The sequence below is a fragment of the Haloarcula terrestris genome, from assembly GCF_031624315.1.
Lineage (GTDB): Archaea > Halobacteriota > Halobacteria > Halobacteriales > Haloarculaceae > Haloarcula > Haloarcula terrestris.
Genome location: NZ_JAMQOM010000001.1, coordinates 649,223 through 671,784, shown reverse-complemented (window position 1 = coordinate 671,784; position 22,562 = coordinate 649,223). Strand labels below are relative to the sequence as shown.

The window sequence follows — 22,562 nt, the reverse complement described above, 5'->3', positions numbered from 1 at the left end:
TCGGCGCGTTACGAAACCGCAAAAAACCGCACCGCAGACAGCGATTCGCTCGCTAGTCGAGGTTCTTCGCTTCGCTCAGAACCTCGCTTACATCATGCCGCCCATACCGCCGCCCATGCCACCCATGCCGCCCATACCGCCAGGGGCGCCACCGGGGCCGCCTTCGTCGCCGCCGGAGGTCGAGAGCTCGCCGGCAGCGATGATGTCGTCGATCTTGAGGACCAGGTTCGCGGCCTCTGCAGCCGAGGACACAGCCTGGCGTTTGGCGTGAGTCGGCTCGACGACGCCGGTGTCGAGCGTGTTCTCGACATCGCCGGAGAAGACGTTCAGGCCGGCGCTGACATCGCCGTCCTCGTGAGCGGCGCGCAGGTCGACCAGCGTGTCGATGCTGTCGAGACCGGCGTTCTCTGCGAGGGTACGCGGGATGATCTCCAGCGCGTCGGCGAAGGACTCGATGGCGAGCTGCTCGCGGCCCTCGACGCTGTCGGCGTAGTCGCGGAGCCGGCGGGCGACCTCGACTTCGGGCGCGCCGCCGCCGCCGAGAACGCTGCCGTTGGCGACCGTCGACGCGACAACGTCGAGTGCGTCCGTGACGCCGCGTTCGAGCTCGTCGACGACGTGGTCGGTCGAGCCACGGAGCAGCAGGGTGACGCCGTGAGCCCCGTCGCCGCTACCCTCGACGTAGAACAGGCCTTCGGCCTCGTCGCGGGTGACGGAGCCGTGACCGAGATCCGCTGCGGTCGCGGAGTCGAGATCGGAGACGATGCGAGCCCCGAGGACTTCCTTGAGGAACTCGATGTCGGACTTCTTGGCGCGACGCACGGCCAGGATACCCTTCTCGGCGAGGTAGTGCTGGGCCATGTCGTCGATGCCCTTCTGGCAGAAGACGACATCGGCACCGGTGTCGGCGATCTGGTCGACCATCTGTTTGAGCTGCTGTTCTTCCTTGTCGAGGAAGTTCTGGAGCTGGCTCGGGTCGTCGACGGAGAGCTGGGCGTCGACCTCGGTCTCGTCGAGCTCGATGGCCGTGTCGACGAGCAGCACGTCGGCGTCGTCGACCTCGGTCGGCATCTCCTCGTGGACCGGGTCCTTGTCGATGACCGCGCCTTCGAGGAGTTCGGAGTTGCCGGCGGAGCTGCCGGTCTGGGTCTCGATGTTGAGGTATTCGAGGTCGGCGATGACGGAGCCGTCCTCGGCTTCGACGGTGACAGCGTTGACCGCGTCGACGATGAGCTGGGCGAGCAGCTCCTTGTTGAGCTCAGCGCCCTTGCCCGTCATCGAGGTTTCGGCGACCTTCTTCAGGAGCTCTTCGTCGTCGGGGTCGACCTCGGTGGCGATGTCGTCGAGTTCGTCCTTGGCCTGCGTGGCGGCCATGTTGAACCCTTTGATGATCGCCGTCGGGTGAATGTCCTGTTCGAGAAGGTCCTCGGCGTTCTTGAGGAGTTCGCCTGCGATGGCGACGGCGGAGGTGGTGCCGTCACCGGCCTCGTCCTCCTGTGTCTCGGCAACCTCGACAATCATCGAGGCTGTCGGGTTGTCGATGTCCATCTCGGTGAGGATGGTGACGCCGTCGTTCGTGACGGTAACGTCGCCCATCGAGGAGACGAGCATCTTGTCCATCCCCTTCGGGCCGAGCGTCGAGCGTACCGACTCGGCGACCGCGCGGGCGGCCGAAATGTTGTGTTCCTGTGCAGACTTGTCCTTCATCCGCTGGGAGTCCTCTCCCAGGATGATCATCGGCTGGCCCTGCATCTGGCGTTGGCTCATAATCAAGCGAAGATTGCATGTGGTTCTATATAAAAGTAGGGGTTACAGGGCGCTCGTCGGTCACCTGTTGATGCGCCCAGAACGGGGAAAACCACCGGACTGAGGTGGTACATCCCGCCAACAGTGGTAGCTGTTGGCACGCCCCAGTAAGACCGGGATGACCTGTTTATATATTCATTCAACCGGCTCGGTCCAGTGAACCGTGACCGACCCGACGACGAAGGCGTCCTTCGAGTCGGTGTTCCGCCGAAACTGAATGGTGTTCTCGCCGAGTTGCAGTCGCTCGGGCGCAATCGTGTCCATCCAGAGCTGCCACCCCTCGCCCGGCGCGATGTCGAACCCCGACAGCGGCTCGCCGTTGACGACGATTTCGTGCTCGAAGTCCTCGACATCGAACACCTGCATCTGGACGTACGGGTCCGCGGGTGACGAGGTCGGGAGGTCGAAGGCAATCGGATCGGTTGAATCGCCGGTGTACTCGGCCCAGGGAACGTCGAGCGAATCCGCCGACGGGCCGAGGTGCTGCTGGAACTGACAGAGCGCGTAGTTGGCACGACGTGACATACGACTAACCTCTCCCGCACAGTATAAAAATCAGTGGCCGGCCGTTGCCGCAGTACCTGCCGGAGCGATCACGTCACGGCGGGGGAGAGCGGAGCGCCTATGAGGGGGCGGCTGTTGCCACCGGTATGGACGCTGCGCTTGGCCCGCCCGAGCAGATGGCCGAGCTCGAGGAGGACCTGACGCCGATGATGGCGCAGTACTACGAGCTGTGCCGGCAGTACGACGACGCCCTGGTCCTCTTTCAGGTCGGGGACTTCTACGAGGCCTTCTGTGCGGCCGCAAAGCGGGTCGCCCGACTGTGTGAGATTACGCTGACCCAGCGGGAGGACTCGACCGGCGAGTACCCGATGGCCGGCATCCCCATCGACAACGCCGAATCGTACATCGAGACGCTGCTAGACGCGGGCTACCGGGTCGCTATCGCCGACCAGGTCGAGGACCCCGACGAGGTCAGCGGCGTGGTCGAACGCGCGGTGACGCGAATCGTCACGCCCGGCACGCTCACCGAGAGCGAGTTACTGGGCGGAGCGGACAACAACTACGTCGCGGCCCTGACGGCCGGCGAGCGGTACGGGCTGGCGCTGCTCGACGTGTCGACCGGCGACTGCTACGCCACCAGCGTCGGTTCGGCAAGCGCCGTCGCCGACGAACTCAGCCGGTTCGGCCCGGCCGAAGCCATCGTCGGCCCGGACGTGGACGTGGATCGGGACGCCGTCTTTGGCCCGGCCTGCCTGGTGACGCGCTACGACGCGGCCGCCTTCGCCCGGGAGCGCGCCGAGGAGCGCGTGACCCAGTACTTCGGCCCGCCGGAGCGCCTGCTCGCCGGCGACGCGGAAATCCGGTCCTGCGGTGGGCTGCTTGCCTACGCGGAGTACACCCGCGGCAGCAGCGGCGCGGTCGGCCCCGACGGCGAGCCGGTCGACCCGGACGTGGACCCCGCCGGCACGCTCGACTACCTCAATCACCTCACGCGGTACGACCCGCGGGAGTACATGCTGCTCGACGCCGTCGCCGTCGAGAGTCTGGAACTGTTCGAGCGCCGGTCGGTCCGGGGCCACGAGAACCGCACGCTCGTCGATACGGTCGACGAGACGGCGTGTGCGCTGGGCCGGCGGAAACTCACCGACTGGCTCCGCCGGCCGCTGCTCGACGCGGACCGAATCGAGGCCCGCCACGGCGCGGTCGCGGAACTCCAGCGCGACCCCGCGACCAGAGAGGCGCTCTCGGATCTGCTCGCGGACGTGTACGACCTCGAACGGCTCATCTCGCGCGTCTCGCGGGGCCGGGCGAACGCCCGCGACCTCCGGTCGCTGGCCGCCACGCTGTCGGTCGTTCCGGAGATCCGGGACCACCTCGCAGACGCAGACGCCCGCCTGCTCGCGGATCTGCATGCGACGCTGGACCCGCTGACCGAAACCCGCGAGGAGATTGAGGCGGCGATCCGCCCGGACCCGCCACAGCAGGTGACAGAGGGCGGCGTCATCCGCGAGGGCTACGACGACGAACTGGACCGGCTGCGCTCGACCGAGCAGTCGGGCAAGCAGTGGATCGACGAATTGGAAGCGAGCGAGCGCGAACGCACCGGCATCGACTCGCTGAAGGTCGGGCACAACTCGGTACATGGCTACTACATCGAGGTGACGAACGCCAACCTCGATGCCGTCCCCGAGGACTACCAGCGCCGCCAGACGCTGAAAAACAGCGAGCGCTACTACACGCCGGAACTCAAGGAGCGCGAAGAGGAGATCCTACGCGCCGAGAGCGCGGCCGACGGCCTGGAGTACGACCTGTTCTGTGCGGTCCGGGACGAGGTGGCCGACGAAGCCGAGCGCGTGCAGGCCCTGGCCGACCGCCTCGCACGCCTCGACGTGCTGGTCTCTTTCGCCGAGGTCGCGGCCCAGTACAACTACTGCCGGCCCACCGTCGGCGGCGACGGCATCGACATCACCGCCGGCCGCCACCCGGTCGTCGAGCGGACCGAGGACGCCTTCGTCCCCAACGACACGCATCTGGGCAGCGGGCCGCTTCGAGAGAGCGGCGACCGACAAGCGGACGAGGGAGAGTCTGACGGTGAATCCCCCGGAGCGCAAGACCCCTTCCTCGCCGTGGTCACGGGCCCGAACATGAGCGGGAAGTCGACGTACATGCGCCAGGTCGCGCTGATTTGCCTGCTCGCACAGGCGGGGGGCTTCGTCCCCGCGAAGGCGGCCGACCTCCCGATTCTCGACCGGGTGTTCACCCGCGTCGGGGCCAGCGACGACATCGCCGGCGGCCGCTCGACGTTCATGATCGAGATGACCGAACTGGCGACGATTCTGGACGCGGCGACCGCCGACTCGCTGGTCCTGCTGGACGAGGTCGGGCGGGGCACGTCGACGGCCGACGGGCTGGCTATCGCCCGCGCGGTCACCGAGTACCTCCACGACGAGGTCGGCGCGTACACGCTGTTTGCGACCCACCACCACGACCTGACGGCCGTCGCCGCGGCGCTACCCGGCGCGACCAACCGCCATTTCGAGACCAGCCGTGAGGACAGCGACGTTCGCTTCGACCACGAACTCGCGCCCGGTCCCGCGGCGGCCTCCTACGGCGTCGAGGTGGCGAGCATGGCCGGCGTCCCCGAGTCCGTCGTCGAACGGTCACGGGATCTCCTGACGGATGCCGAGGGGGCCGACACCGACAGAGAACGACCGGGAGCCGCCGGCGAATCGGAGTCCGGGGCGGCGGCTGACTCAGACGCTGATACCGCCGCTGCGGAGACGGTGTCGGCCGAAGCCGACGGAACGGCGGCGGGGTCGGCCGGCGAGGGTTCAGCGGACGGCCACGCACACGAAACGCGTCGGACGAACGGAGCCGACGCCGAAGGGCAGCTCCCGGAGTCAGTGGCACAGCAGTTGGCGTCGCTCGACGTAGCCACGATGACGCCGATAGAAGCGATGAACGCGCTCGCGGACTTACAGGACCGCCTCGAATAACAGCGGTCGCGGAAATCAGTTATCGGTATCGGCGGCTGCGTCGTCGTGCGGACAGGCGAACATGGCCGCGACGAGTTTCTGCTCGGCGGCGCGCAGGTGCTTGTGCAGCGTGGGCTCGGAGATGTCGAGGCGTTCAGCCAGGTCCGCGGCTGTCGCCTCGCGAGGCCAGTTGTAGTAGCCCGCTTCGTGGGCCGTTTCGAGGACCTCCCGCTGGCGGTCGGTCAGCGATTCGGTGAGGGCCGCGTAGTCCTGGAAGCCGAACAGCGGGACGATGGACTCCCGCTGCTGTTTCGTCGCGAGTTCGGCGTCGGGATGAGACGCCAGAAACTCCTCGATAACCGCCGCCGTCTCCGTCTGCCCCGGTACGTCGGCCACAACCGTCCCCTGGCCGTCGACACCCTGGGCAGTTTGTGGCACCGCACCGGCGTCTGCAAGCGAAACGATGGGGCAGCTGTTCTGGACATCTAGTTCGACGAGCCCGCCGTCGTCGGTCCGGTCGAGGACCCGCGCCTCACGGTGGGCATCGTCCTCGACAGACTCGGCGAGCCTGTCGGGACGAGCGTCCTCAATTGAGAGGAATTCCGCGTACGTGTCGTCCGCTCTGGGGAGGCACTTCACCAAAATCACCGAACACGATTCGGTCTCAGATACCGATACAAAGGGATACGACGCATCAGACAGGTCAAACTCTACACGCGTAACCGCCCGGCCGTCACCAGGCTGTTGAGACATACGCTGGTGTACTCGATATCCCGTGAAGAATGTTGGCATACTTCACATCGTTGGCGTTCACTATGCTAGCCATGTTGAACTTTACGCCTGGGTGTTAGATTTATCATGAGGAAAAGCACCGTGTCTGGAATCTCACCAGCCGTTATCGAAGCCCACGGTCCCGAGCAGTCAATCATCACCGCAGTCGTCCGCGCTGTGGCGGCCGTGGAGGGGCGACCGACGAAGTCACTCCCGCCGCTGGGCGACAGTATCAATCCGGATGCGCTGACGGCGTGTATCGACGACTCGAACACCGACGCCCACGTCGCGTTCGACTACAGCGGCCACCGCGTGGTCGTCGATACCGATGGAACGGTCACTGTAGATGGGTAGCTCCCTGTCCCCACTCGGGTAGCCCGGGGCAGGCCAGACACGTCCGGTAGTGGTTTGACGGACAGCAGGTCACGGCGGTTCCAGCGAGACGAACTCCAATCCTTTCTCGGCGAGTAACTGACGTGCCCGGTCCGTTACCGACGGCGCAACGAGGATTCCCCGGACTTCGGTGTCAGCGTGTAAATCTCGGTCCAGGGCATCGACGTACCGGCCCAGTTGGCCGACGGCGTCGGGGCCCACGCGGCGGCGCTTGAGTTCGAGTATCGTCGTCCGGCCGTCGGTGTCCTCCCCGTAGATATCGACCGCGCCGGCTGGTGTCTCGCGCTCGGTCGCCAGCGGCGTAAAGCCCGACTCGACCAGCGCCGGCTCGTCGAGGATGCGGTCTTTCAGATCCGCTTCGGTCCCGGTGAGCGCGAGGTCTTCGGAGTCACTCACGTCGAAGGCCGCGGCGTGGGCGACCGTCTCGAAGACAACGTCCAGTGACTCCTCGGGGGTCGACCGTGTGGAGCGAACAACCAGCGAGCCGTCGTCGACGCTGACGCTGTGCTCACAGCCTGGCGGCTGCCAGTTCACCGGCTGTTGGCCCTCGTCGGTGTGGACCAGCGCGGCTCCGTCGGGCTTGAGCATCACGTGGCGGTCGCCAAGCCCTAGCGAACTGGCCGCTCGGCCCTCGTATTCGACCGTACAGGAGCCCACGAGCGTCACCAGTGCGCCGCGGTCGGCGGCGCGCGACGCGAGTTCCAGCGCGTCGGCGGGGTCGGGATAGGTCAGCGTCTCGACGGCGGTCACGTGTGGCGGTTAGCGGTCCCCGCGTAAAAAGGACGCGTCGTCGGGGCAGTGAACGGCGGCGGCGCGGTCCCGGAGCGCAGCGAGCAGGTCGTGCCGGACGCTCGCCGGCTTCCGATTGTCGCTGTCGAGGGCACGAGACGCCGCGTCCTTGCGGTCGACCCACCACGACCGGAACGCATCGGGGTCGTCGGTGCGAGCGAGGGCGATGTCGTCGATATCCGATAGCATCGGGTCGAGCCAGCAGACGGCGTAGGTCCGAACCGACCCATCGAGCACGACCAGCTGTTCGTAGGTCGCATCGAGGGCAGCGAGGACGGCCGACGCCGTCCACCCATTCCCGAGCGGGCGGGACTGAGCGACCGGATCAGCGTCGACGCCCCAGTGTGCGGTGCGGCAGTCGTAGCGGCCGTCGGGGCGGGCGACGGCCACGAGCGTTCGACGGCCCATCAGAGACCACCGGACGTGTGAACGGGCATGGGCCCCCCTGGCCGCGTGGTCCTATTTGAACGCTGGCTTGCGGGACCCGTATGCCGAAATCACCCCTCGATCAGGGGTCGAAACCGAACGAAATCACAGGCCCTTGGTAACCCGGCACAACCCTCAAGTAGTATGTTCCCGTATGTTAACATATGATGGTGAGCGAGTGGCTCTACGGCGCAATCGCGCTTCTCGTGGGGCTCCACGTCCTGACCATGCTGTACGCCTACCGGCACCGGGGCGACCCCGCCGGTGCGACCGGGCAGGGCGAGGCGGAGGGGCGCCGTGGCAACGCCACCGACGACAGCACTGCCTCCATCGACTGCCCCCACTGCGGGGCGAGAAACGAGCAGGACTACCAGTTCTGCCGCCAGTGTGTCGCTGACCTGACAGGCGGGAGCCCGCAACGGCAGCCGGCGGACCGAAGCCAGCCGTACTGACGCCGCCCGCAGTAGCGGGCCGAAATGTCGATAATTGTTTATCGGAGGGGCATCGGATACCGGTATGCGCTTTGGCGTTATCTCGACAGCGAAAATCGCACGCGAAGACGTGATTCCGGGCATTCAGAAATCCGACCACACCGTGGCGGCGATCAGCTCCCGAGACCGGGACCGGGCCAGCGAGGTGGCCGAGACCCTCGGCATCGACAGTGCGTTTGGCGACTACGAGGCGATGTTCGCCGACGCGGACATCGACGCGGTCTACAACCCGCTCCCGAACGCGCTCCACGCCGAGTGGAGCCAGCGGGCCGCCGACCACGGCCTCGACGTGCTCTGTGAGAAGCCGCTGGCGGTCGACACCGCTGAGGCGGCGGACCTCTTTGATTACTGTGCCGACCAGGGCGTCGCGCTGATGGAAGCGTTCATGTATCAGTTCCACCCCCGAACCCAGCGAGCCAGGGAAATCGTCGAGACGGAACTGGGCGAGATTCACACCGTCGACGCGTCGTTCAAGTTCCCGCTCGACGACCCCGACAACATCCGGCTCGACCCGGAGCTGGCCGGTGGGAGCCTGATGGACGTGGGCTGTTACGCCGTCAGCGCGGCCCGGGGCTTCCTCGGCGAGCCGGACCGTGCGTTCGCGCACGCCCGTGACTCCTGGGACAGCGGCGTGGACACGAACCTCAGCGGCGTCCTCTCATACGACGACGGGCGCGTCGCCTCGATATCCTGTGGCTTCGACGGCCCGGACCGGGATTACTACCGCGTCGAGACCGACGACGGCTGGCTCGAAGCGCCGAACTGCTTCGGCCCGGAACACGACCAGTCCGTCTCGCTGACCTACAGCGTCGACGGCCGCGAGGTCACCGAGACGTTCGATCCTGTCGACCACTACCAGTTGCAGGTCGAGGCGTTCGCCGAGGCCGTCGAGAACGGCGAGACGCCGCCCATCGACCGGACCGAGACGCTGGGGAACATGCGTGCGATGGACGCACTGGCCCGGAGTGCAGACGCCGGGGAACCGGTCGACGTGGCCCAGCCCGAGTGAGCCGTCTGCCGCGACGCGACGAGCGCGAAACGGTTTTGACTGCGGCGGGTGAGGCACGTACTGTGACACCCCCTACAGTGACACTACCGAGTGGCGACGAACTGCCGATGGTCGGCGTCGGGACGTGGGACATCGGCGGCGAGACCGTCCAAGAGTCCGTTCGAGCGGGACTCGACGCGGGCTACGCCCACGTCGACACCGCCGAAGGCTACAAGAACGAGGCCGAGATCGGCGAGGCCCTGGCCGACTACGACCGCGAGGACGTGTTCCTCACGTCGAAGGTACTGCCGAAGCACCTCGATTACGAGTCCGTCATCGAGGCCTGCGAGGCGTCGCTGGACCGCCTCGGGACCGACTATCTCGACCTGTATCTCGTCCACTGGCCCAACCCCGCGACCTCCATCCGCGAGACCATGAACGCGATGGCGACGCTTCACGACCAGGGGAAGATCCGCAACGTCGGCGTCTCGAACTTCAGCGCCTACCAGCTCGGAGCCGCCCAGCACGTCGCCGACGTGCCCATCGCCGTCAATCAGATCGAGTACCACCCCTGGAACACCCAGGACCAGGTCGTCGAGTTCTGCCGCGACACCGACACCGTCGTCGAGGCCGCCGCGCCGCTTGGCCGGACCGAGGTGTTCGGTGACGATGTCATCCAGGACCTGGCCGAGCAGTACGACAAGTCGCCGGCCCAGATCATCCTGAAGTGGGCCGTCGAGAACGACGTGGTCGTGCTGCCCAAGTCCTCCTCGCCCGAGCACGTCCGGCAGAACCTCGCTTTGTTCGACTGGGAACTGGACGCCGCGGACCGGGAACGCATCGACGCCATCGAACGCGAGCAGGCGGTCTACGACACCGGCGTCAACGACTGGGACGACGACACCTACGGCATCTCGCAGTAGTCCCCGATGGCCACACCGCCCGCACTGGACCGCTGGGACGCCGCGGCCGCGGCAAGCATCGCTGCGTTGCTCGTCGTGGCCTACGTCATAGTCCCCGGCCCGACGGTCCAGTACGGGACGTGGCTAGTCGTCTTCTGTATCTGGATGGCCTGGTTCGTCTTCTTCGGGGCTAAATGGTTATACGGCCCCTAGAGGGGCGTGTTGAAGCTTTTACTCGCTTCCGTGTCAGCGGAGATTTATTTACTCCCGCTCTCTATACACACCCGATGCCTCGTATCGAAGTCTCGGAGAACCTGTACCGGCAGATCGAGAGCGAAGCCAGCGAGGACGACTTCAACGACACGCTGTGGAAGATGGTCGGGTCCTATCGGCGGACGAACAACCCGGAATCGGACCAGACGTAACGCGCAGCTCCCAGTCGAGGGCGCGCAGTGAGTGAGACGGTTCTGAACGTTCGGTACTCCTCGGTAGCCGCTGTGCCCCCGGTCGAGTTGGGCTCTCTCTGTCACCGTGAGCGGCAATCACTGCCGCCGGTACGCACGTTTTTAGGGTTTGAACTGTTCCGTACTGGTAATGAGGCCACGAATCGCCCTGCTGAATGCGGCCCACGACGGCGAGGACAACCGCCGGAACTTCCGGCGGGAGCTCGACGCCGACCTCGTGGAATACGACGTGACCGAACGCGAACTGCCCGACACCTTCGCGTTCGACGGCTGTCTGGTCACGGGCAGCCGCGCGTCCGTCTACTGGGACAAACCCTGGATCCGGGACCTCGAAACCTGGGTTCAGGACGGGATCGACCGCGATATCGCGTTCCTGGGCGTCTGTTTCGGCCATCAACTGCTCGCGCACGCGCTCGGTGGCACCGTTGAGCCGATGGACGAATACGAGATCGGCTACCGGACCGTCGAACACGACAGCGAGAACGAACTGCTGGCCGGCGTCGACGACTCTTTCACCGTCTTCACGACGCATTCTGACCGCGTCGCTGAGGTGCCGCCGGGCGCGACCACGTTCGCCGAGAACGACTACGGCGTCCACGGGTTCCGGAAAGAGAACGTCTTCTCGGTGCAGTTCCACCCCGAGTACGACCCCGAGACGGCCGAGACAGTGACAAAGGGCAAGGACGACCAGCTCTCGGATGAGCGCATCGAGTCGGTGCTTGACGGCGTCACCCAGGAGAACTACCGCGCGGCCTGCGAGGCCAAACAGTTGTTCGATAACTTCACCGAATTCGCCGCGCAACGCACGCGCGACGGAACCGGCTCCACCGCCGCAGCCGACGACTGACCCAGCGTCCTCCCACCTGCGCTGCCGTCGCGGCTGTGAACATCAGGTGAACCGACCGGTCTCGGCGTCACATTCCTCACAGCGTGTCACCAGCGCGTCCCGATCATCGGTCATCTCGACGTAGTTGTGCGTGCGACCGCCACACTCCTCGCAGTGTCGGAGCATCTCGGTGTCGCCCATCTCCTGTGGCGCGCCGAGAGCGAGCGCGACGACGCGTTCGTCGCCCTCGTTGTGACCGCGTTGCCACTCGCCGGGGGCGAAACGGATGGCGTCGCCGGCCGCGACGCGTACGTCGCCGTCCTCCGTCTCGAACGTCGCTGTGCCCGACTGGACGAGAAACACCTCCTCCTGGTTCGGATGGCGGTGATAGCCAAAGCCGAAGGATTCGCCGGGAGCCAGTTCGTAGTAGTTCAGTGCGATGTCGTCGGTGTCGAGCGGTCCGGCGAGCGCCCGCTTGACCGACGCCGGCCCCATTCGTGATTCGACAGCGTCGATGGTGATTTTCTCCATAGCTGGCACGTACAGCCGGACAGTCCTTAACCGTTGGTCGGGAAGCTACGGCGGTGCCACTGGGAAGTTCCGCTACGGCAAGAGAAGAGAAACGGAGCGTCAATCACTCGCGTCGGTCGATATCGAGTTCCTCGTCGAGGTCCTGGAGCCAGTCGGCGTCTTCGAGTTCCGCCATCTGTTCACGGAAGTGTGTTTTGCAGACACCGACTTTGACGCCGTCGTTCTCGACGGCGATGTCGGCCTCACGGTCGCAGTAGTGACACTGCATACCTGAATGGTAGGCCCGGACGACATTGAACCCTCGGGTTCCGTCTGCCGGTCGTCAGACGATTGTCGGTGCGTAGGTCCGAATAGTGCCGACGACGGAATCGGAATCTCTCGGGAGAGTCTACAAGGATCCGCATCACTCACCGAGCGCTGTTTCGACCCGCTCCCAGGCGGCCGCGTTGAGGCCGGTCCCGCCCAGTGTCTCGCCATGGGCATCGCTGCCGCCGGTAGGAACGAGATCGTACCGCTCGATGGCGTCGTCGACGAGGCTGTTATCGACGGTGCGGCCGTAGGGATACCACCGTTCGACGGCATCGAGCGAGCCACACCGGGACAGCGCGGCCGCGGTGTCAGGGTAGCGGAACGGATGCGCGAGGCCGACCAGCCCGCACGCCTCAGAGAGTATCGTACAGCCGCGCTCGAAGGCGGGGACTTCGCGGGCGACGTAACAGGGACAGTCGTCACCGATGAGGTCGTCGAACGCGGACTGGAAGGTGTGGTCGGACGCCTCGGCGATGGCGCGGGCGATGTGTGGACGACCCAGGCCGTCGTGCGGTTCGACTGGCAGGGAGACACCGAGGCGGTCCTCGACGCAGTCGATGATGCGCGCGCCGCGCTCGCGACGGTTCCGCTGGATACGTTCGCACTCGGCCCGGAGTTCCTCGGTCGGGTCGACGCCGTAGCCCAGCAGGTCCAGCCGCTGGGTTTCGGTTTCGACGCGGAGTTCGATGCCGTGGACGAGCGTCACACCGTTCCGCTCGGTGACCGGACCGTCGATTTCGGGCTGGAGTCGGTCGTGGTCCGTGACGGCGACGACCTCGACGCCCGCTCGTCGCGCCGCGGCGGGAACCTCGTCAACGGAGAGTGTCCCGTCAGAGCGGGTCGTATGCACGTGCAAGTCAGCGACGACCATACCGTTACCACAACCCCCAGTGGGAAGCCGTTTCTGCTGAAATCACGGGATATGGACACATGGCACGTGAGTCCCTTATACGCATTAAGGGACATCATAATTATCTATAGTGAGGGTTTATTATCGACCATGAACTTTCTCGAGATATGCGAATGCTAAGCAACGCGACGGACGCCTTCAAATCGTACGACTACCCGATCTCCGCCGAGGAAATCATCGAGAGCGACGGCGACATGGAGCTCGAACTGCCAAACGGGACCGAACGCCTGGGCGACGCGCTCAGCATCTCGGCTCCGGAGACGTTCGAGAGCGCCGAGGACGCGAAGCTCGCGGCCTTCTCGGGCGTTTCGAGCAAGGCCATCGGCCGGAAGGGCTACTCCGACCGCGACCCGGTCTGCATGGGCGAGGACGGTCCCGAAGAAGTCTCGTTCTGACGGCCCTGCCAGCTACTTCCTGTTGACCGCGTCCCGTACGCGGTCCCCCAGCTCTGGACGGGGTCCCCCGTCTCATTCGTTTTTCACTCACGAGCGACAGCGCTGTCAACGTGAGCGAGAGCTGTCGCTGTCAGCGAGTGCACACACGCACTGGAGCGGCTACCTATCGAGAAAGTCGGGCTTGTCGACGGCGTCAGTGCTGTCGATTGACTGCTTGTCCAGCAGTTCCGAGGAGTCGAGTGCCGACGGCAGCCCGTCACGGCCGCCGGTCGGCACGTCGCTTTCGTCAATGTAGGTCTTCTCACCCTTGACCAGGTCGGCCCAGAGGGCGTCCCGGTCGGCGCTGGTCGTCTCCGCCGCTTCCTTCGCTTCGTTGCGCCCTTCGTCGTACGCGAGTTCGACCATGCTCTTGTGATACGCCGAGTTCATCTCGGCGTAGATGGCTTCGAGTTCCTCGCGGTTGTACTCCCCGAGGCGCTCGGCGACGCCGATGGCGTAGGCCCGGTCGGTGGCCTCGTCCTTGTCGAGGGTCTCCCAGTCGGTCCCGAACTCGCGCTCGTAGCGGCTCATGACTCCACTTTCCGGTCAGCGTGGACCTGCAGTCCGGAGTCGGAAAAGGATATCTCCCGGATGTCACAGTCGATAGCGGTGCCCCGCATCTTGATGACCTGCACGCCGCGGGTCATGCTGCCGTTTTCGAGGAAATTGTGGAAGAAGATGACGCCGTGGGCGAGGTAGTGTTCGTCGCTATACGAGGACGGGTCAGTCATCTCGGAGATGAGCAGCGTCGTCGCGTCCGTCTGTTTCAGCGCGGAGAGAAAGCCCGTGATTTCGTCTTCGACATCGTTCATGAAATGCTGCAACAGCATGGTCGAGTCGATGACGACCCGCTGGATGTCGTTCTGTCTGATGTAGGCGACGAGTCGGTTCGTCAGCCCGCCTTCGCTGCCGAACTGCGTGATGGTTCGTTTCCCGCTCTCGGTGACGAGGTTCAGAAACTGGATGGCGTCGGACTGCATCGCGCGGTCGAAGCCGAACTCATAGCCGGCCATGTCCTGCATCAGCTCGGTCTTGGTCTCGTGCATCGTCACGTACAGACACGTCTCGCCCTCTTTGACGCCCTGCGTGATGAACTGTGAACAGAAGGTAGTCTTCCCGCTGCCCGGCGGGCCACTGACCACGTAGAGACGATTCGGGAGTAACCCCCCCTCAATGAGTTCGTCGAAACCGGGGACCCCACTAGAGAGACGCATATCAGCTACCTGAGTCCGTCTGGACATATGCTTTCACCTTCTATTTTCACCGGTGATAACTTATTCGGCTGGGTCAGCGGCTGATAGCCCTGGGGTGGCTATCGGCCAGTTCCAGCAGTCGCTCCGTCCCGGTCTCGTCGAACCGCATCGGCCGCCGCCACCACGGTCCCTTCCCCGAATCAGAGGACAGTTCGGTGACCAGTTCGTTCGCGTCGGTGCCGCCGCTTGGCTCGGAAAGTGGGACCACTGTGTCGTACAGTCGTGATTCGTCGGCAGTGCCACGAATGAGAACGCGAGCGTCGAAGGGGTCGCGTTTCACGTGGGCGTTCGAGGCGAACTGGGCCTGTTCGTCTGCCGGGAGGTCGCGGTACGCGTCGCCGGTCACCGCGTCATGAGCGAGCCGGAAGTGACCGATGATGTGGGCACCCCACTCCGGCGAGGCCCAGTCCGGGCGCTCCTCGACGGTCGAGAGCGTCGCGTAGAAAAACAGGTAGTCGCCGGCCGACAGCTCCGAGAGTGGCCCGGCCTTCACGCCGTGTTCGTCGCCGTACGTGTAGCGCTCGCCGCCGGCCTCGGGAAACTCCGGGTCGAAGTGGACCTGCTGGTCGGCCACTGCGGACACGTCGGTTTGCAGGTCGAGATCGCCGTAGGTCGGAACCGGCTCGCTCGTCGGCTTCGACTCGGGAATCGGGATGTACTCGAAGGAGCCGTCGGGAAACAGCGGGCCGCGGAAGCCGGGCTCGTTCGTGTTGGCTCCGACGTTGATGGCGACGCTTCGCATAGGTGACCGTCGGCGGCCGCAACAAAAGGAGTGCCGACGCGGCGTCGCTGACTACTCGCGGTCCGGCGGCGAGAGGTCGCGCTGGAACTCGTCGAACTGCTCCAGTCCCTCGGGCAGGTCAAAGGGTAGTTGCCGCTCGGCGCGGCGGTCGACGTTCGCTCCCTCTATCGGTTCCGCGACGGATTCCCAGCCGTCCTTGACCGTCAGGGACTTCGCCGGCGTGCCGGCGGCGATATGGTGGGCGGGGATGTCCTTGCCGGCGATGGACTTCGCCGCGAGAATGGCGTTTTCTCCGACCCGGACGCCGGCCCGGACCATCGAGTCGTAGGTCAGGCGCACGTCGTCCTCGATGATGGTGTGGTAGTTATCGACGTGGGTCTGGTCGACAGCGTCGTGGTCGTGGCTGTAGACGTGGGTGTCATCGGAGATGGAGACCCGGTCACCGATGGTGAGCTTCCCGCGGTCGTCCAGGTGCACGTCGTCGTGGACGACGACGTTGTCGCCGACCTCGATGTTGTGGCCGTAGGTGAAGCTGATCCCCTTGAAGAACCGACAGCCCTCGCCACAGGACTCGAAGAGATGGTCGGCGAGCATCCGCCGGAACCGGAGCGCGAACTCGACGTTGTCCGCCATCGGCGTCGCGTCGAACTGCCGCCAGAGCCACTGGAGGTGCTTCGAGCGTTTGAACCGCTCCTCGTCTTTCTCGGCGTAGTACTCGCTTTCGAGGGTCGTGTTACAGGGGTCATACCCCTGGAGCCGAACCCGCTCGGCCGGGGAGATATCCGCGCCGTTCTGCCAGCGCTCGTAGGCCTCTCGGTCGCCATGAAGGTCAACGAGCACGTCGGTGACAACATCGCAGGTGTCCTCGTCACCGGAGAGGCGTTCGTCAACCTCGTCGATAAACGCCCTGAGCCCTTCTTCGGCGAGCGGCGGCAGCGACACGTGACGCTTCGTCATGTCGAGTACGTGGCTTCGCGGGCAGATATGGGTTTCCGTTACGTGAAACCTACCCAGTAACACCCGTGTCACGACACCGTGTCGCACTTGGTTCGGAGAGCAGGCCACAGTTAAGACGCCTCCGGTCCAGGCGACGACATGGTCAGGTCGGACTTCATCACGGAAGTACGGGGCTACATTATCAACCCCACGGAACACCGGCTGCGAGCGCCGTGGCGGGTCACAGTCTGGCTGTTCGCATCCGGTTTCGTCGCCATCGTTCTCGCTCTGCTGTTTAGCCTCATACCGGCCCCAAGAGACGAGGGCAGCGTCGCCACTGCGCTCTATATCCTCCTCGAACAGGGCTGGACGTTCGCAGTGCTCCTCATCGCAGGGCTAGGCGTGGGCTACCTGCTCGACCGCCGGACGCTCGCCGACTACGGTCTGAAACGTGACCGTCAGTGGTGGCGTGATACCGCCTTCGGCTTGGTTCTCGGAGCCGCACTGCCGACACTCATACTCGGCCTCCAGCTCGCAGCGGGGCTGGCAGCCGTAACAGGCGTCTTGGCGACGACGGATGGTGGACTGTTCCCGACCGGGTCAATCGGGGCCGTTGGTCGCCTGCTCCTGTTGGTCCCGTTTTTTGTTGTGCAGGCCACTTCCGAGGAGGTACTCTTTCGTAGTTATCTGCTGACGAACGCTGCTGAGGGGGTCGCCGGGATCTTGGGACGAACCCGTGCTGTCGCGGTAGCGGTGCTGGTAACCGGTGTGCTGTTCGGCGTCGTCCACGGATCGAATCCGGGCGCGACCGGATTGGCCGTTTTGAACGTCATGCTTTATGGCTTCTTTTTAGGCGCTTGTTACGCGGTGACCGGCCGGTTGGGTGTGGCCGCCGGGTTCCACGTGGCGTGGAACTATGCGCTGGCCGTGCTCGGATTTCCGGTCAGCGGCCTCACCACTGGCGTTTCGTTGCTCAATCTGGCAGTCACTGGCGACCCGCTGGTGACTGGCGGATCCTTTGGTCCAGAGGGCGGCCTCCTCGCCCTCCTGTCGCTCGTTCTTGCAGTAATCGCGCTGTACTGGTGGGTCCGCCGCGAGTACGGCGCGGTCGAACTACTGGACGATATTGCAACCCCCGAGCTCCGGATTCGGACACGGGCTGACACAGCGAACCAAGACGGCTAAGTGGACCGCGCCGCTACATCGGATATGGAATACACGACACTCGGAAACTCCGGCGTCGAGGTATCGGAAGTCGGGTTCGGTGCCTGGGTCGTCGGGACGGACTGGTGGGGCGACCGCAGCCGCGAGGACGCCGTGGAGATGGTCCAGCACGCGCTCGATCAGGACGTGACGTTCTTCGACACCGGCGACGTGTACGGCCACGGCGACAGCGAGGAGATCATCGGCGAGGCGCTGGCGGAACACCGCGACGAGGTCACCGTCTCGACGAAGATCGGCTACGACTTCTACAACAACCCCCAGGCCGGCCACGGCGAACTCCCGAAGAAGGTCACGCCGGAGTGGGTCCACACCGCCGTCGACCGCTCGCTCGACCGCCTCGGCATGGACCACGTCGAACTGTTGATGCTCCACAACGCCAACGTCGACGAGGTCGACGAAGACGTGCTGGAGGCGCTGGACGAACTCCGCGAGGAGGGCAAAGTCGAGGCCATCGGCTGGGCGCTTGGCCCCTCTATCGGCTGGCTCGCCGAGGGCGACGCCGCCGTCGCCAACGAGTTCGACGCCCTCCAGACCGTCTTTAACCTCTTCGAGCAGACCCCCGGCCAGCACTTCATCGACACCATCCGCGAGCAAAACGCCGATACGTCGGTGCTGGCTCGCGTCCCCCACTCCTCGGGCCTGCTCAACGAGCAGGTGACCCCCGAGACAGAACTCGGCAAGGGCGACCACCGCTCGCACCGGCCGACCGAGTGGTACGAAACCGGTTGGGAGAAAGTCGAGGAAATCCGCTTCTTAGAGCGGGACGGCGAGCGGACGCTGGGCCAGGCTGCCATCCAGTGGCTCCTCTACAACGACGAAGTGGCATCGGTCACCCCGACGTTCCGGACCAACGCCGACATCGACGAGTGGGCCGGTGCGCCCGACACGCCGCCGCTCAGCGACGAGGAGTACGACCGCGTCCAAGACCTGTACCGGGACAACTTCGGCATCGACCGCGACGACGGGATGGACGCCCTGCGCTCGTCGGTCGGCGGTGCGGACCTCGAAGAGACGGGCATGAAGTCGGCGGGCGACTGATTCCGCCGCTGCAACGGGGTTTGTGTTCCAGTACAGCACACAGCCTTGCCGTCCGAACGGCAGCGGGCGGACGCAAAATCTCCAGTCGATAATTGACCCCTGGTAGTCAGCAGCAACCAGACAGTCGTCTGTCGGTTTTCGTTTGCGACCCCTCCGTTTCGACAGGAGATGTATCGCCGTCCGGCGGTTAGGATGGTAAAGTTTCACATTCACTCCGGTTCGTCAGACGAACGCAAGACGCCAGACGGGAGCGGGTTCGAGGTGAAACGGAGGGGTCGTGTTGCGGGACCAGTCCACACGGGTGCCGAGAAATCGTCCGGACAGGGCTGGGACTCGGCGGGAATGGGTTCGCGGCCCCAGAGACAGAGCCTCACTCTGACATGCTCGCACCGGAGACGACGACCATGGCACCGCCGCCGGGGGCGTCGGTGGCGCGGACGGACCAGCCGTGAGCTCTGGCGATCTCCCTGACGATGAGCAGCCCCAGCCCCGTCCCAGTTCCCTGGGTGCTGGTCGTGAATCCGGCGTTGAACACCTGCTCGCGGCGGTCGGGCGGGATGCCGGGACCGTCGTCGGTCACGGCGAATCCGTCGTCGCGGGCCGTGACCGTGACCGCGACCGCCCCGGCGTCGGTTGATCGCGGCTGTCCGTCCCCGGTGCCGTGCTCCACACTGTTGCGAAACAGGTTCTCGAGCAGTTGGGAGAGCAGGCTCGCGTCGGCCGCAATCGACGCCGCGGTGTCGACGGTCAGTGTCGCGTCGCCAGTCGAGACGTGGGCCCACGCATTCTGTGCGGCGCTGTCCAGGGCCACTGTTTCGAGTGGGCCGAGGTCTTTCTCGCGGGCGATGAGGAGCGCGTCCTCGATGATGTCGCCCATCCGTTCGAGCGACCCCCGGACGGTGTCGGCGTGAGTCCCGTCGCTCTCGATGAGTTCGATGCGGGCCAGGGCGACCGACAGCGGACTGCGCAGGTCGTGGCTGAGGACGCCCGCGACGAGTTCGAGCAGTTCGTTTCGTTCGGCGACGGCCTGCTCCGCCTGGTATCGGTCGGTGATGTCGGCGTGGTCGATGAGGACGAACGACTCCTCCGCAACCGTAAACGGTTGAGCGTGCATCGTGAACCAGCGTTGCTCTGTCGGAGAGTGACACGGGTACTCGACCGTGAATGTGGACTGGCTGCCGTCGATGACGGCCTCGATGCCGTCTGCCGCCCGCGCCCCGACCTCGTCGTCACCGTTCCGACACGCCGCCAGATAGTTATCGCCGATCATGTCTGTCGCTATCACAGCGCCGTTCTCGGCACCGAACGTCTCCCAGGCCCGGTTCGTGGCCCGGATGACGCCGTCGGTGTCAATGACGGCAATCTGGTCCGGATGCTCGTCGAAGACCGCCTCCGTGAGAGTGCTCCGGACCGACGACTCAAGTGTCACGCGTTCACATACAACCTCACGCGGTAAAAGCGTCTCTACGAGTGTGGGTTACTCGTTCAGCAGGCCGTCCTCTTCGACGCGCATGACGCCCTCGCCGTCCGGGAGGTTCGGCGCGTCGACGAGTTTGACGATGCGCTTGTTCCCCTTGGACTTGCGGAGGTACATCCGGAACGTCGACGTGTGGCCCAGGATGTTGCCACCGATGGGCTGGGTCGGGTCGCCGAAGAAGGAGTCGGGGTTAGAGGCGACCTGGTTCGTGACGACGACGGCGGTGTTGTTGAGGTCGCCGACCCGCATCAGGTCGTGGAGGTGCTTGTTGAGCTTCTGCTGGCGGTCGGCGAGTTCACCACGGCCGACGTACTCGGCGCGGAAGTGCGCGGTCAGAGAGTCGACGGCGAGCAGGCGGACGGGGAACTCCTCGTCCTGGCTCTCGCTGGCGATCTCCTGGGCCTTCTCGGCCAGAAGGATCTGGTGGTTGGAGTTGAACGCCTTCGCGACGTGGATCTTCTCCAGCACTGAGGCGACGAGGGCATCGAGCTGTCCCTCGTCGGTCGGGTCAGCGTCGGCCTCCTCCTCGACGATGCCGTGGAGGACAATCGTGTCTGTCAGAACCTCGTCGGAGAGGCCTTTGACCATCTGTTCGATACGCTCGGGCCGGAACGTGTCCTCGGAGTCGACGAAGATAGCGCTGCCCTCCAGCCCGCCGTGTTCGGCCGGTAGCTGGACGTTGACCGAGAGCTGGTGGGTCACCTGGGACTTGCCGGCCCCGAACTCACCGTACACCTCGGTGATTGACTGGGTCTCGACGCCGCCGCCCAGCAGGTCGTCGACCTCGTCGACGCCCCAGGAGAGCTTGCCGATCTGCTCGCGGCGTTCGAGCACGGTCGAGCCGGTTTCGAAGCCGCCGATGTCGGCCGCCTCGCGGGCTGCGTTGATGATGTCGGCCGCCGACGACTCGCCGATGTCGGCTGTGTTCGACAGTTCGCCGGGTGACGCGACTGCAATCCCCTGGTAGGAGTCGTAGCCGTTCTCTTCGAGTTTCTCTGCTGTCGCCGGACCGACACCCGGCAGCTCTTCGAGGTCCTCACTTGCGGACATGGACATGGCTTGTGCGTCCGGGGGTATAAAGCCTCGTTAACACCAGAGTGAAAGTGAAAGTGTGGGGCAGCGGCGTGGTTCTCCGAGTCGATATCCAAACCTTTAGCATCGAAAGCGGGCGGCTCAATTGGAGCCCGTCATCCCAGGCACACCGCTACAGCGGGGAAAGATCAACCGCCAGAGAGGGTCGCACTGTCACCGGGAGGAAGCCGTTCGAGAGAGGTAGACCAGGAAGAAAAAGCCGGCGAGAAACAACAGCGTAGCGCCGAACGGCGGGAGCGAAAGCAGTCCGTCACCGAAGATTCCCAGTGCGACGAGCGCAAGCGCCACGGCCGCGGGTAGCGGCCGGGCCACTGTCGTCTGGCCGAAGACCCACACTGTCCACCAGAACGAGTCGAGAAAGGACAGCAGCATCGAACTCACGGAACGGTTCCCGTCTGGGTTTTCCGCGGGCTCGAACGAATCAAGGTCCTCGCGGGAGACAGTCACCACCGCACCGGTGTTGACGCGCCGGCCAGTTGTAGTCCCCACGAGCAGCAACGTGACTACGTCCTCGCTCGTGCCGACAACGCGGTAGACGCCGTCGGGAGCGGGGCTATCACGGTTGTCGCTCTCTGTCGGGCGAACGTGGTCGCCGACAGCGACGCCGCCGTCGGTCATTTCACTCCCAGGGGTGGTAGCCGGGGCGGTCCGGCCACAGCGGGTACCAGTACTCCTTGTCGTCCTCGACCGTGATTTCGTCGCTGAGATTGCTGTCCAGTTTGAACTCCGCGGAGGTGTTTCGCTCGTGGCTGTCGTGGGGGTCAGGCGCGAACGGGTAGTACGCGCCCCGCCGGAAGGAGTACACCCAGTAGACGGTCTGGTCGTCGCGCGTGTGCTCGAAGGCGAACAGCGCCGCGAGCAGGCGCGACCCGTAGCGTCGCTCCACGAGCGTGTCCGCCGCGAAGTGGATCGACGTGAGCAGGTCCTCGAAATCGTCGTCGTGCAAGACGACCCACTGATAGCCGTGGTCGTCGGTTTCGAAGGTCGCTCGCGTCCCCGTCTCGACCATCCCAGCGTCGAGGATGGACTCGACTTCGTCCACGGCGTCCTGGAAGTCCGTGCTATCCACGTCGGCGAAACACAGCGCCGCCTCGCCGGTCGACTCATAGCCCAGGTCCGCTTCCATCGTGATGTAGGCGGTACTCATCCCGAACAGGTCGTCGGGGTCGGCGTCGCGCGTCGCGTCGGCCTCGGCTTTCACCCCGAGAACGCTCTTGAGTCCGTCGAGCAGTCCCATATGCGAGTCCCTACGGCCCGGGCACCAAGGTGGTTTGTGTCTCG

Annotated in this window: 27 protein-coding genes; 11 read left to right on the top strand and 16 right to left on the bottom strand. The window is 65.1% G+C overall.

Features of this window, described 5'->3' with window-relative positions:
* Positions 1-87 precede the first annotated feature (87 nt).
* Both thsB and NDI54_RS03615 read right to left on the bottom strand, forming a co-directional pair.
* Entirely contained in the window at positions 88-1,767 is a 1,680-nt protein-coding gene (gene thsB / locus NDI54_RS03620) for a thermosome subunit beta (protein ID WP_406600163.1), read from the bottom strand.
* Between the two features lie 174 nt (positions 1,768-1,941).
* The gene (locus tag NDI54_RS03615) at positions 1,942-2,331 is read right to left on the bottom strand and encodes a DUF7383 domain-containing protein (RefSeq protein ID WP_310895102.1); all 390 of its coding nucleotides are present in this window, start codon (positions 2,329-2,331) and stop codon (positions 1,942-1,944) included.
* A 125-nt stretch (positions 2,332-2,456) separates the two neighbouring features.
* Here NDI54_RS03615 and mutS point away from each other — a divergent pair, with 125 nt between their 5' ends.
* Positions 2,457-5,306 (top strand): DNA mismatch repair protein MutS, encoded by a 2,850-nt coding sequence (gene mutS, locus NDI54_RS03610; RefSeq protein WP_310895101.1) that lies wholly within the window; start codon positions 2,457-2,459, stop codon positions 5,304-5,306.
* A gap of 15 nt (positions 5,307-5,321) precedes the next feature.
* Here mutS and NDI54_RS03605 read toward each other — a convergent pair whose 3' ends face one another.
* Positions 5,322-6,038 carry a helix-turn-helix domain-containing protein gene (locus NDI54_RS03605; RefSeq protein ID WP_310895100.1) on the bottom strand — a complete coding sequence of 239 codons (717 nt, stop codon included), beginning with the start codon at positions 6,036-6,038 and terminating at the stop codon, positions 5,322-5,324.
* A 105-nt stretch (positions 6,039-6,143) separates the two neighbouring features.
* Between NDI54_RS03605 and NDI54_RS03600 the strand changes: the two genes are divergently transcribed.
* Positions 6,144-6,410, top strand: a complete 267-nt coding sequence (locus NDI54_RS03600; protein WP_310895099.1) for a HalOD1 output domain-containing protein — start codon at positions 6,144-6,146, stop codon at positions 6,408-6,410.
* 69 nt (positions 6,411-6,479) lie between these two features.
* Here NDI54_RS03600 and nucS read toward each other — a convergent pair whose 3' ends face one another.
* Together nucS and NDI54_RS03590 are read right to left on the bottom strand one after the other, a co-directional pair.
* Positions 6,480-7,199 carry an endonuclease NucS gene (gene nucS, locus NDI54_RS03595; protein ID WP_310895098.1) on the bottom strand — a complete coding sequence of 240 codons (720 nt, stop codon included), beginning with the start codon at positions 7,197-7,199 and terminating at the stop codon, positions 6,480-6,482.
* A gap of 9 nt (positions 7,200-7,208) precedes the next feature.
* Positions 7,209-7,646: a DUF6735 family protein gene (locus NDI54_RS03590; protein WP_310895097.1), complete on the bottom strand. Its 438-nt coding sequence runs from the start codon at positions 7,644-7,646 to the stop codon at positions 7,209-7,211.
* Between the two features lie 182 nt (positions 7,647-7,828).
* Between NDI54_RS03590 and NDI54_RS03585 the strand changes: the two genes are divergently transcribed.
* The 6 genes from NDI54_RS03585 (at position 7,829) to NDI54_RS03560 (ending at position 11,356) form a co-directional block, all read left to right on the top strand.
* Entirely contained in the window at positions 7,829-8,116 is a 288-nt protein-coding gene (locus tag NDI54_RS03585; protein WP_310895096.1) for a zinc ribbon domain-containing protein, read from the top strand.
* Positions 8,117-8,180: 64 nt separating this feature from the next.
* Positions 8,181-9,164: a Gfo/Idh/MocA family protein gene (locus NDI54_RS03580; protein ID WP_310895095.1), complete on the top strand. Its 984-nt coding sequence runs from the start codon at positions 8,181-8,183 to the stop codon at positions 9,162-9,164.
* Positions 9,165-9,271: 107 nt separating this feature from the next.
* Complete coding sequence (locus NDI54_RS03575; RefSeq protein ID WP_310895150.1) at positions 9,272-10,066, top strand: aldo/keto reductase; 795 nt, start codon at positions 9,272-9,274, stop codon at positions 10,064-10,066.
* Between the two features lie 6 nt (positions 10,067-10,072).
* Positions 10,073-10,258, top strand: coding sequence for a hypothetical protein (locus tag NDI54_RS03570; protein ID WP_310895094.1), 186 nt, complete (start codon positions 10,073-10,075; stop codon positions 10,256-10,258).
* Positions 10,259-10,332: 74 nt separating this feature from the next.
* Positions 10,333-10,470, top strand: coding sequence for a hypothetical protein (locus NDI54_RS03565; RefSeq protein ID WP_310895093.1), 138 nt, complete (start codon positions 10,333-10,335; stop codon positions 10,468-10,470).
* Positions 10,471-10,639: 169 nt separating this feature from the next.
* Positions 10,640-11,356: a type 1 glutamine amidotransferase gene (locus NDI54_RS03560; RefSeq protein WP_310895092.1), complete on the top strand. Its 717-nt coding sequence runs from the start codon at positions 10,640-10,642 to the stop codon at positions 11,354-11,356.
* Between the two features lie 42 nt (positions 11,357-11,398).
* Here NDI54_RS03560 and NDI54_RS03555 read toward each other — a convergent pair whose 3' ends face one another.
* The 3 genes from NDI54_RS03555 to NDI54_RS03545 form a co-directional block, all read right to left on the bottom strand.
* Positions 11,399-11,866 (bottom strand): cupin domain-containing protein, encoded by a 468-nt coding sequence (locus tag NDI54_RS03555; protein ID WP_310895091.1) that lies wholly within the window; start codon positions 11,864-11,866, stop codon positions 11,399-11,401.
* Between the two features lie 103 nt (positions 11,867-11,969).
* A complete protein-coding gene (locus NDI54_RS03550) occupies positions 11,970-12,134 on the bottom strand; it encodes a DUF6757 family protein (RefSeq protein WP_310895090.1) in 165 nt (54 codons plus the stop codon).
* A 135-nt stretch (positions 12,135-12,269) separates the two neighbouring features.
* Entirely contained in the window at positions 12,270-13,046 is a 777-nt protein-coding gene (locus NDI54_RS03545) for a PHP domain-containing protein (RefSeq protein WP_310895089.1), read from the bottom strand.
* Between the two features lie 146 nt (positions 13,047-13,192).
* Here NDI54_RS03545 and NDI54_RS03540 point away from each other — a divergent pair, with 146 nt between their 5' ends.
* Positions 13,193-13,480: a DUF5789 family protein gene (locus tag NDI54_RS03540; RefSeq protein ID WP_310895088.1), complete on the top strand. Its 288-nt coding sequence runs from the start codon at positions 13,193-13,195 to the stop codon at positions 13,478-13,480.
* Between the two features lie 159 nt (positions 13,481-13,639).
* Here the strand turns inward: NDI54_RS03540 and NDI54_RS03535 are convergent, their stop codons facing one another.
* The 4 genes from NDI54_RS03535 to NDI54_RS03520 form a co-directional block, all read right to left on the bottom strand.
* On the bottom strand, positions 13,640-14,050 hold the full coding sequence (locus tag NDI54_RS03535) for a hypothetical protein (protein WP_310895087.1): 411 nt from the start codon (positions 14,048-14,050) through the stop codon (positions 13,640-13,642).
* Complete coding sequence (locus NDI54_RS03530) at positions 14,047-14,733, bottom strand: RAD55 family ATPase (RefSeq protein ID WP_137683189.1); 687 nt, start codon at positions 14,731-14,733, stop codon at positions 14,047-14,049. Before NDI54_RS03530 ends, NDI54_RS03535 begins: the two co-directional genes overlap by 4 nt.
* Positions 14,734-14,806: 73 nt before the next feature.
* Positions 14,807-15,514 (bottom strand): Nmad3 family putative nucleotide modification protein, encoded by a 708-nt coding sequence (locus NDI54_RS03525; protein WP_310895086.1) that lies wholly within the window; start codon positions 15,512-15,514, stop codon positions 14,807-14,809.
* A gap of 51 nt (positions 15,515-15,565) precedes the next feature.
* The gene (locus NDI54_RS03520) at positions 15,566-16,471 is read right to left on the bottom strand and encodes an acyltransferase (protein WP_310895085.1); all 906 of its coding nucleotides are present in this window, start codon (positions 16,469-16,471) and stop codon (positions 15,566-15,568) included.
* 138 nt (positions 16,472-16,609) lie between these two features.
* Between NDI54_RS03520 and NDI54_RS03515 the strand changes: the two genes are divergently transcribed.
* Positions 16,610-17,635: a CPBP family intramembrane glutamic endopeptidase gene (locus NDI54_RS03515; protein ID WP_310895084.1), complete on the top strand. Its 1,026-nt coding sequence runs from the start codon at positions 16,610-16,612 to the stop codon at positions 17,633-17,635.
* Positions 17,636-17,659: 24 nt separating this feature from the next.
* On the top strand, positions 17,660-18,712 hold the full coding sequence (locus NDI54_RS03510) for an aldo/keto reductase (RefSeq protein ID WP_310895083.1): 1,053 nt from the start codon (positions 17,660-17,662) through the stop codon (positions 18,710-18,712).
* 370 nt (positions 18,713-19,082) lie between these two features.
* On the opposite strand, the gene NDI54_RS03505 is transcribed toward NDI54_RS03510, so the two are convergent.
* The 4 genes from NDI54_RS03505 to pspAB all read right to left on the bottom strand — a co-directional run bounded on the left by NDI54_RS03505 (position 19,083) and on the right by pspAB (position 22,518).
* Positions 19,083-20,141, bottom strand: a complete 1,059-nt coding sequence (locus NDI54_RS03505; protein ID WP_310895082.1) for a PAS domain-containing sensor histidine kinase — start codon at positions 20,139-20,141, stop codon at positions 19,083-19,085.
* Between the two features lie 48 nt (positions 20,142-20,189).
* Complete coding sequence (gene radA, locus NDI54_RS03500) at positions 20,190-21,239, bottom strand: DNA repair and recombination protein RadA (protein WP_310895081.1); 1,050 nt, start codon at positions 21,237-21,239, stop codon at positions 20,190-20,192.
* Positions 21,240-21,434: 195 nt separating this feature from the next.
* Positions 21,435-21,899 (bottom strand): hypothetical protein, encoded by a 465-nt coding sequence (locus NDI54_RS03495; RefSeq protein WP_310895080.1) that lies wholly within the window; start codon positions 21,897-21,899, stop codon positions 21,435-21,437.
* A 1-nt stretch (position 21,900) separates the two neighbouring features.
* Entirely contained in the window at positions 21,901-22,518 is a 618-nt protein-coding gene (gene pspAB, locus NDI54_RS03490; RefSeq protein WP_310895079.1) for a PspA-associated protein PspAB, read from the bottom strand.
* Positions 22,519-22,562: the final 44 nt, after the last annotated feature.

What these genes read in the sequence shown, in the direction of transcription:
- NDI54_RS03580 (WP_310895095.1), top strand. Translation starts at nt 8,181, where the DNA reads ATGCGCTTTGGCGTTATCTCGACAGCGAAAATCGCACGCGAAGACGTG.
- NDI54_RS03590 (WP_310895097.1), bottom strand. Translation starts at nt 7,646, where the DNA reads ATGGGCCGTCGAACGCTCGTGGCCGTCGCCCGCCCCGACGGCCGCTAC.
- NDI54_RS03525 (WP_310895086.1), bottom strand. Translation starts at nt 15,514, where the DNA reads ATGCGAAGCGTCGCCATCAACGTCGGAGCCAACACGAACGAGCCCGGC.
- mutS (WP_310895101.1), top strand. Translation starts at nt 2,457, where the DNA reads ATGGACGCTGCGCTTGGCCCGCCCGAGCAGATGGCCGAGCTCGAGGAG.
- NDI54_RS03520 (WP_310895085.1), bottom strand. Translation starts at nt 16,471, where the DNA reads ATGACGAAGCGTCACGTGTCGCTGCCGCCGCTCGCCGAAGAAGGGCTC.
- NDI54_RS03530 (WP_137683189.1), bottom strand. Translation starts at nt 14,733, where the DNA reads ATGCGTCTCTCTAGTGGGGTCCCCGGTTTCGACGAACTCATTGAGGGG.
- NDI54_RS03515 (WP_310895084.1), top strand. Translation starts at nt 16,610, where the DNA reads ATGGTCAGGTCGGACTTCATCACGGAAGTACGGGGCTACATTATCAAC.
- NDI54_RS03545 (WP_310895089.1), bottom strand. Translation starts at nt 13,046, where the DNA reads ATGGTCGTCGCTGACTTGCACGTGCATACGACCCGCTCTGACGGGACA.
- NDI54_RS03605 (WP_310895100.1), bottom strand. Translation starts at nt 6,038, where the DNA reads ATGTCTCAACAGCCTGGTGACGGCCGGGCGGTTACGCGTGTAGAGTTT.
- NDI54_RS03495 (WP_310895080.1), bottom strand. Translation starts at nt 21,899, where the DNA reads ATGACCGACGGCGGCGTCGCTGTCGGCGACCACGTTCGCCCGACAGAG.
- radA (WP_310895081.1), bottom strand. Translation starts at nt 21,239, where the DNA reads ATGTCCGCAAGTGAGGACCTCGAAGAGCTGCCGGGTGTCGGTCCGGCG.
- NDI54_RS03565 (WP_310895093.1), top strand. Translation starts at nt 10,333, where the DNA reads ATGCCTCGTATCGAAGTCTCGGAGAACCTGTACCGGCAGATCGAGAGC.
- NDI54_RS03555 (WP_310895091.1), bottom strand. Translation starts at nt 11,866, where the DNA reads ATGGAGAAAATCACCATCGACGCTGTCGAATCACGAATGGGGCCGGCG.
- NDI54_RS03600 (WP_310895099.1), top strand. Translation starts at nt 6,144, where the DNA reads ATGAGGAAAAGCACCGTGTCTGGAATCTCACCAGCCGTTATCGAAGCC.
- NDI54_RS03560 (WP_310895092.1), top strand. Translation starts at nt 10,640, where the DNA reads ATGAGGCCACGAATCGCCCTGCTGAATGCGGCCCACGACGGCGAGGAC.
- NDI54_RS03615 (WP_310895102.1), bottom strand. Translation starts at nt 2,331, where the DNA reads ATGTCACGTCGTGCCAACTACGCGCTCTGTCAGTTCCAGCAGCACCTC.
- pspAB (WP_310895079.1), bottom strand. Translation starts at nt 22,518, where the DNA reads ATGGGACTGCTCGACGGACTCAAGAGCGTTCTCGGGGTGAAAGCCGAG.
- NDI54_RS03575 (WP_310895150.1), top strand. Translation starts at nt 9,272, where the DNA reads ATGGTCGGCGTCGGGACGTGGGACATCGGCGGCGAGACCGTCCAAGAG.
- NDI54_RS03510 (WP_310895083.1), top strand. Translation starts at nt 17,660, where the DNA reads ATGGAATACACGACACTCGGAAACTCCGGCGTCGAGGTATCGGAAGTC.
- NDI54_RS03540 (WP_310895088.1), top strand. Translation starts at nt 13,193, where the DNA reads ATGCGAATGCTAAGCAACGCGACGGACGCCTTCAAATCGTACGACTAC.
- thsB (WP_406600163.1), bottom strand. Translation starts at nt 1,767, where the DNA reads ATGAGCCAACGCCAGATGCAGGGCCAGCCGATGATCATCCTGGGAGAG.
- NDI54_RS03585 (WP_310895096.1), top strand. Translation starts at nt 7,829, where the DNA reads ATGATGGTGAGCGAGTGGCTCTACGGCGCAATCGCGCTTCTCGTGGGG.
- NDI54_RS03535 (WP_310895087.1), bottom strand. Translation starts at nt 14,050, where the DNA reads ATGAGCCGCTACGAGCGCGAGTTCGGGACCGACTGGGAGACCCTCGAC.
- NDI54_RS03550 (WP_310895090.1), bottom strand. Translation starts at nt 12,134, where the DNA reads ATGCAGTGTCACTACTGCGACCGTGAGGCCGACATCGCCGTCGAGAAC.
- NDI54_RS03570 (WP_310895094.1), top strand. Translation starts at nt 10,073, where the DNA reads ATGGCCACACCGCCCGCACTGGACCGCTGGGACGCCGCGGCCGCGGCA.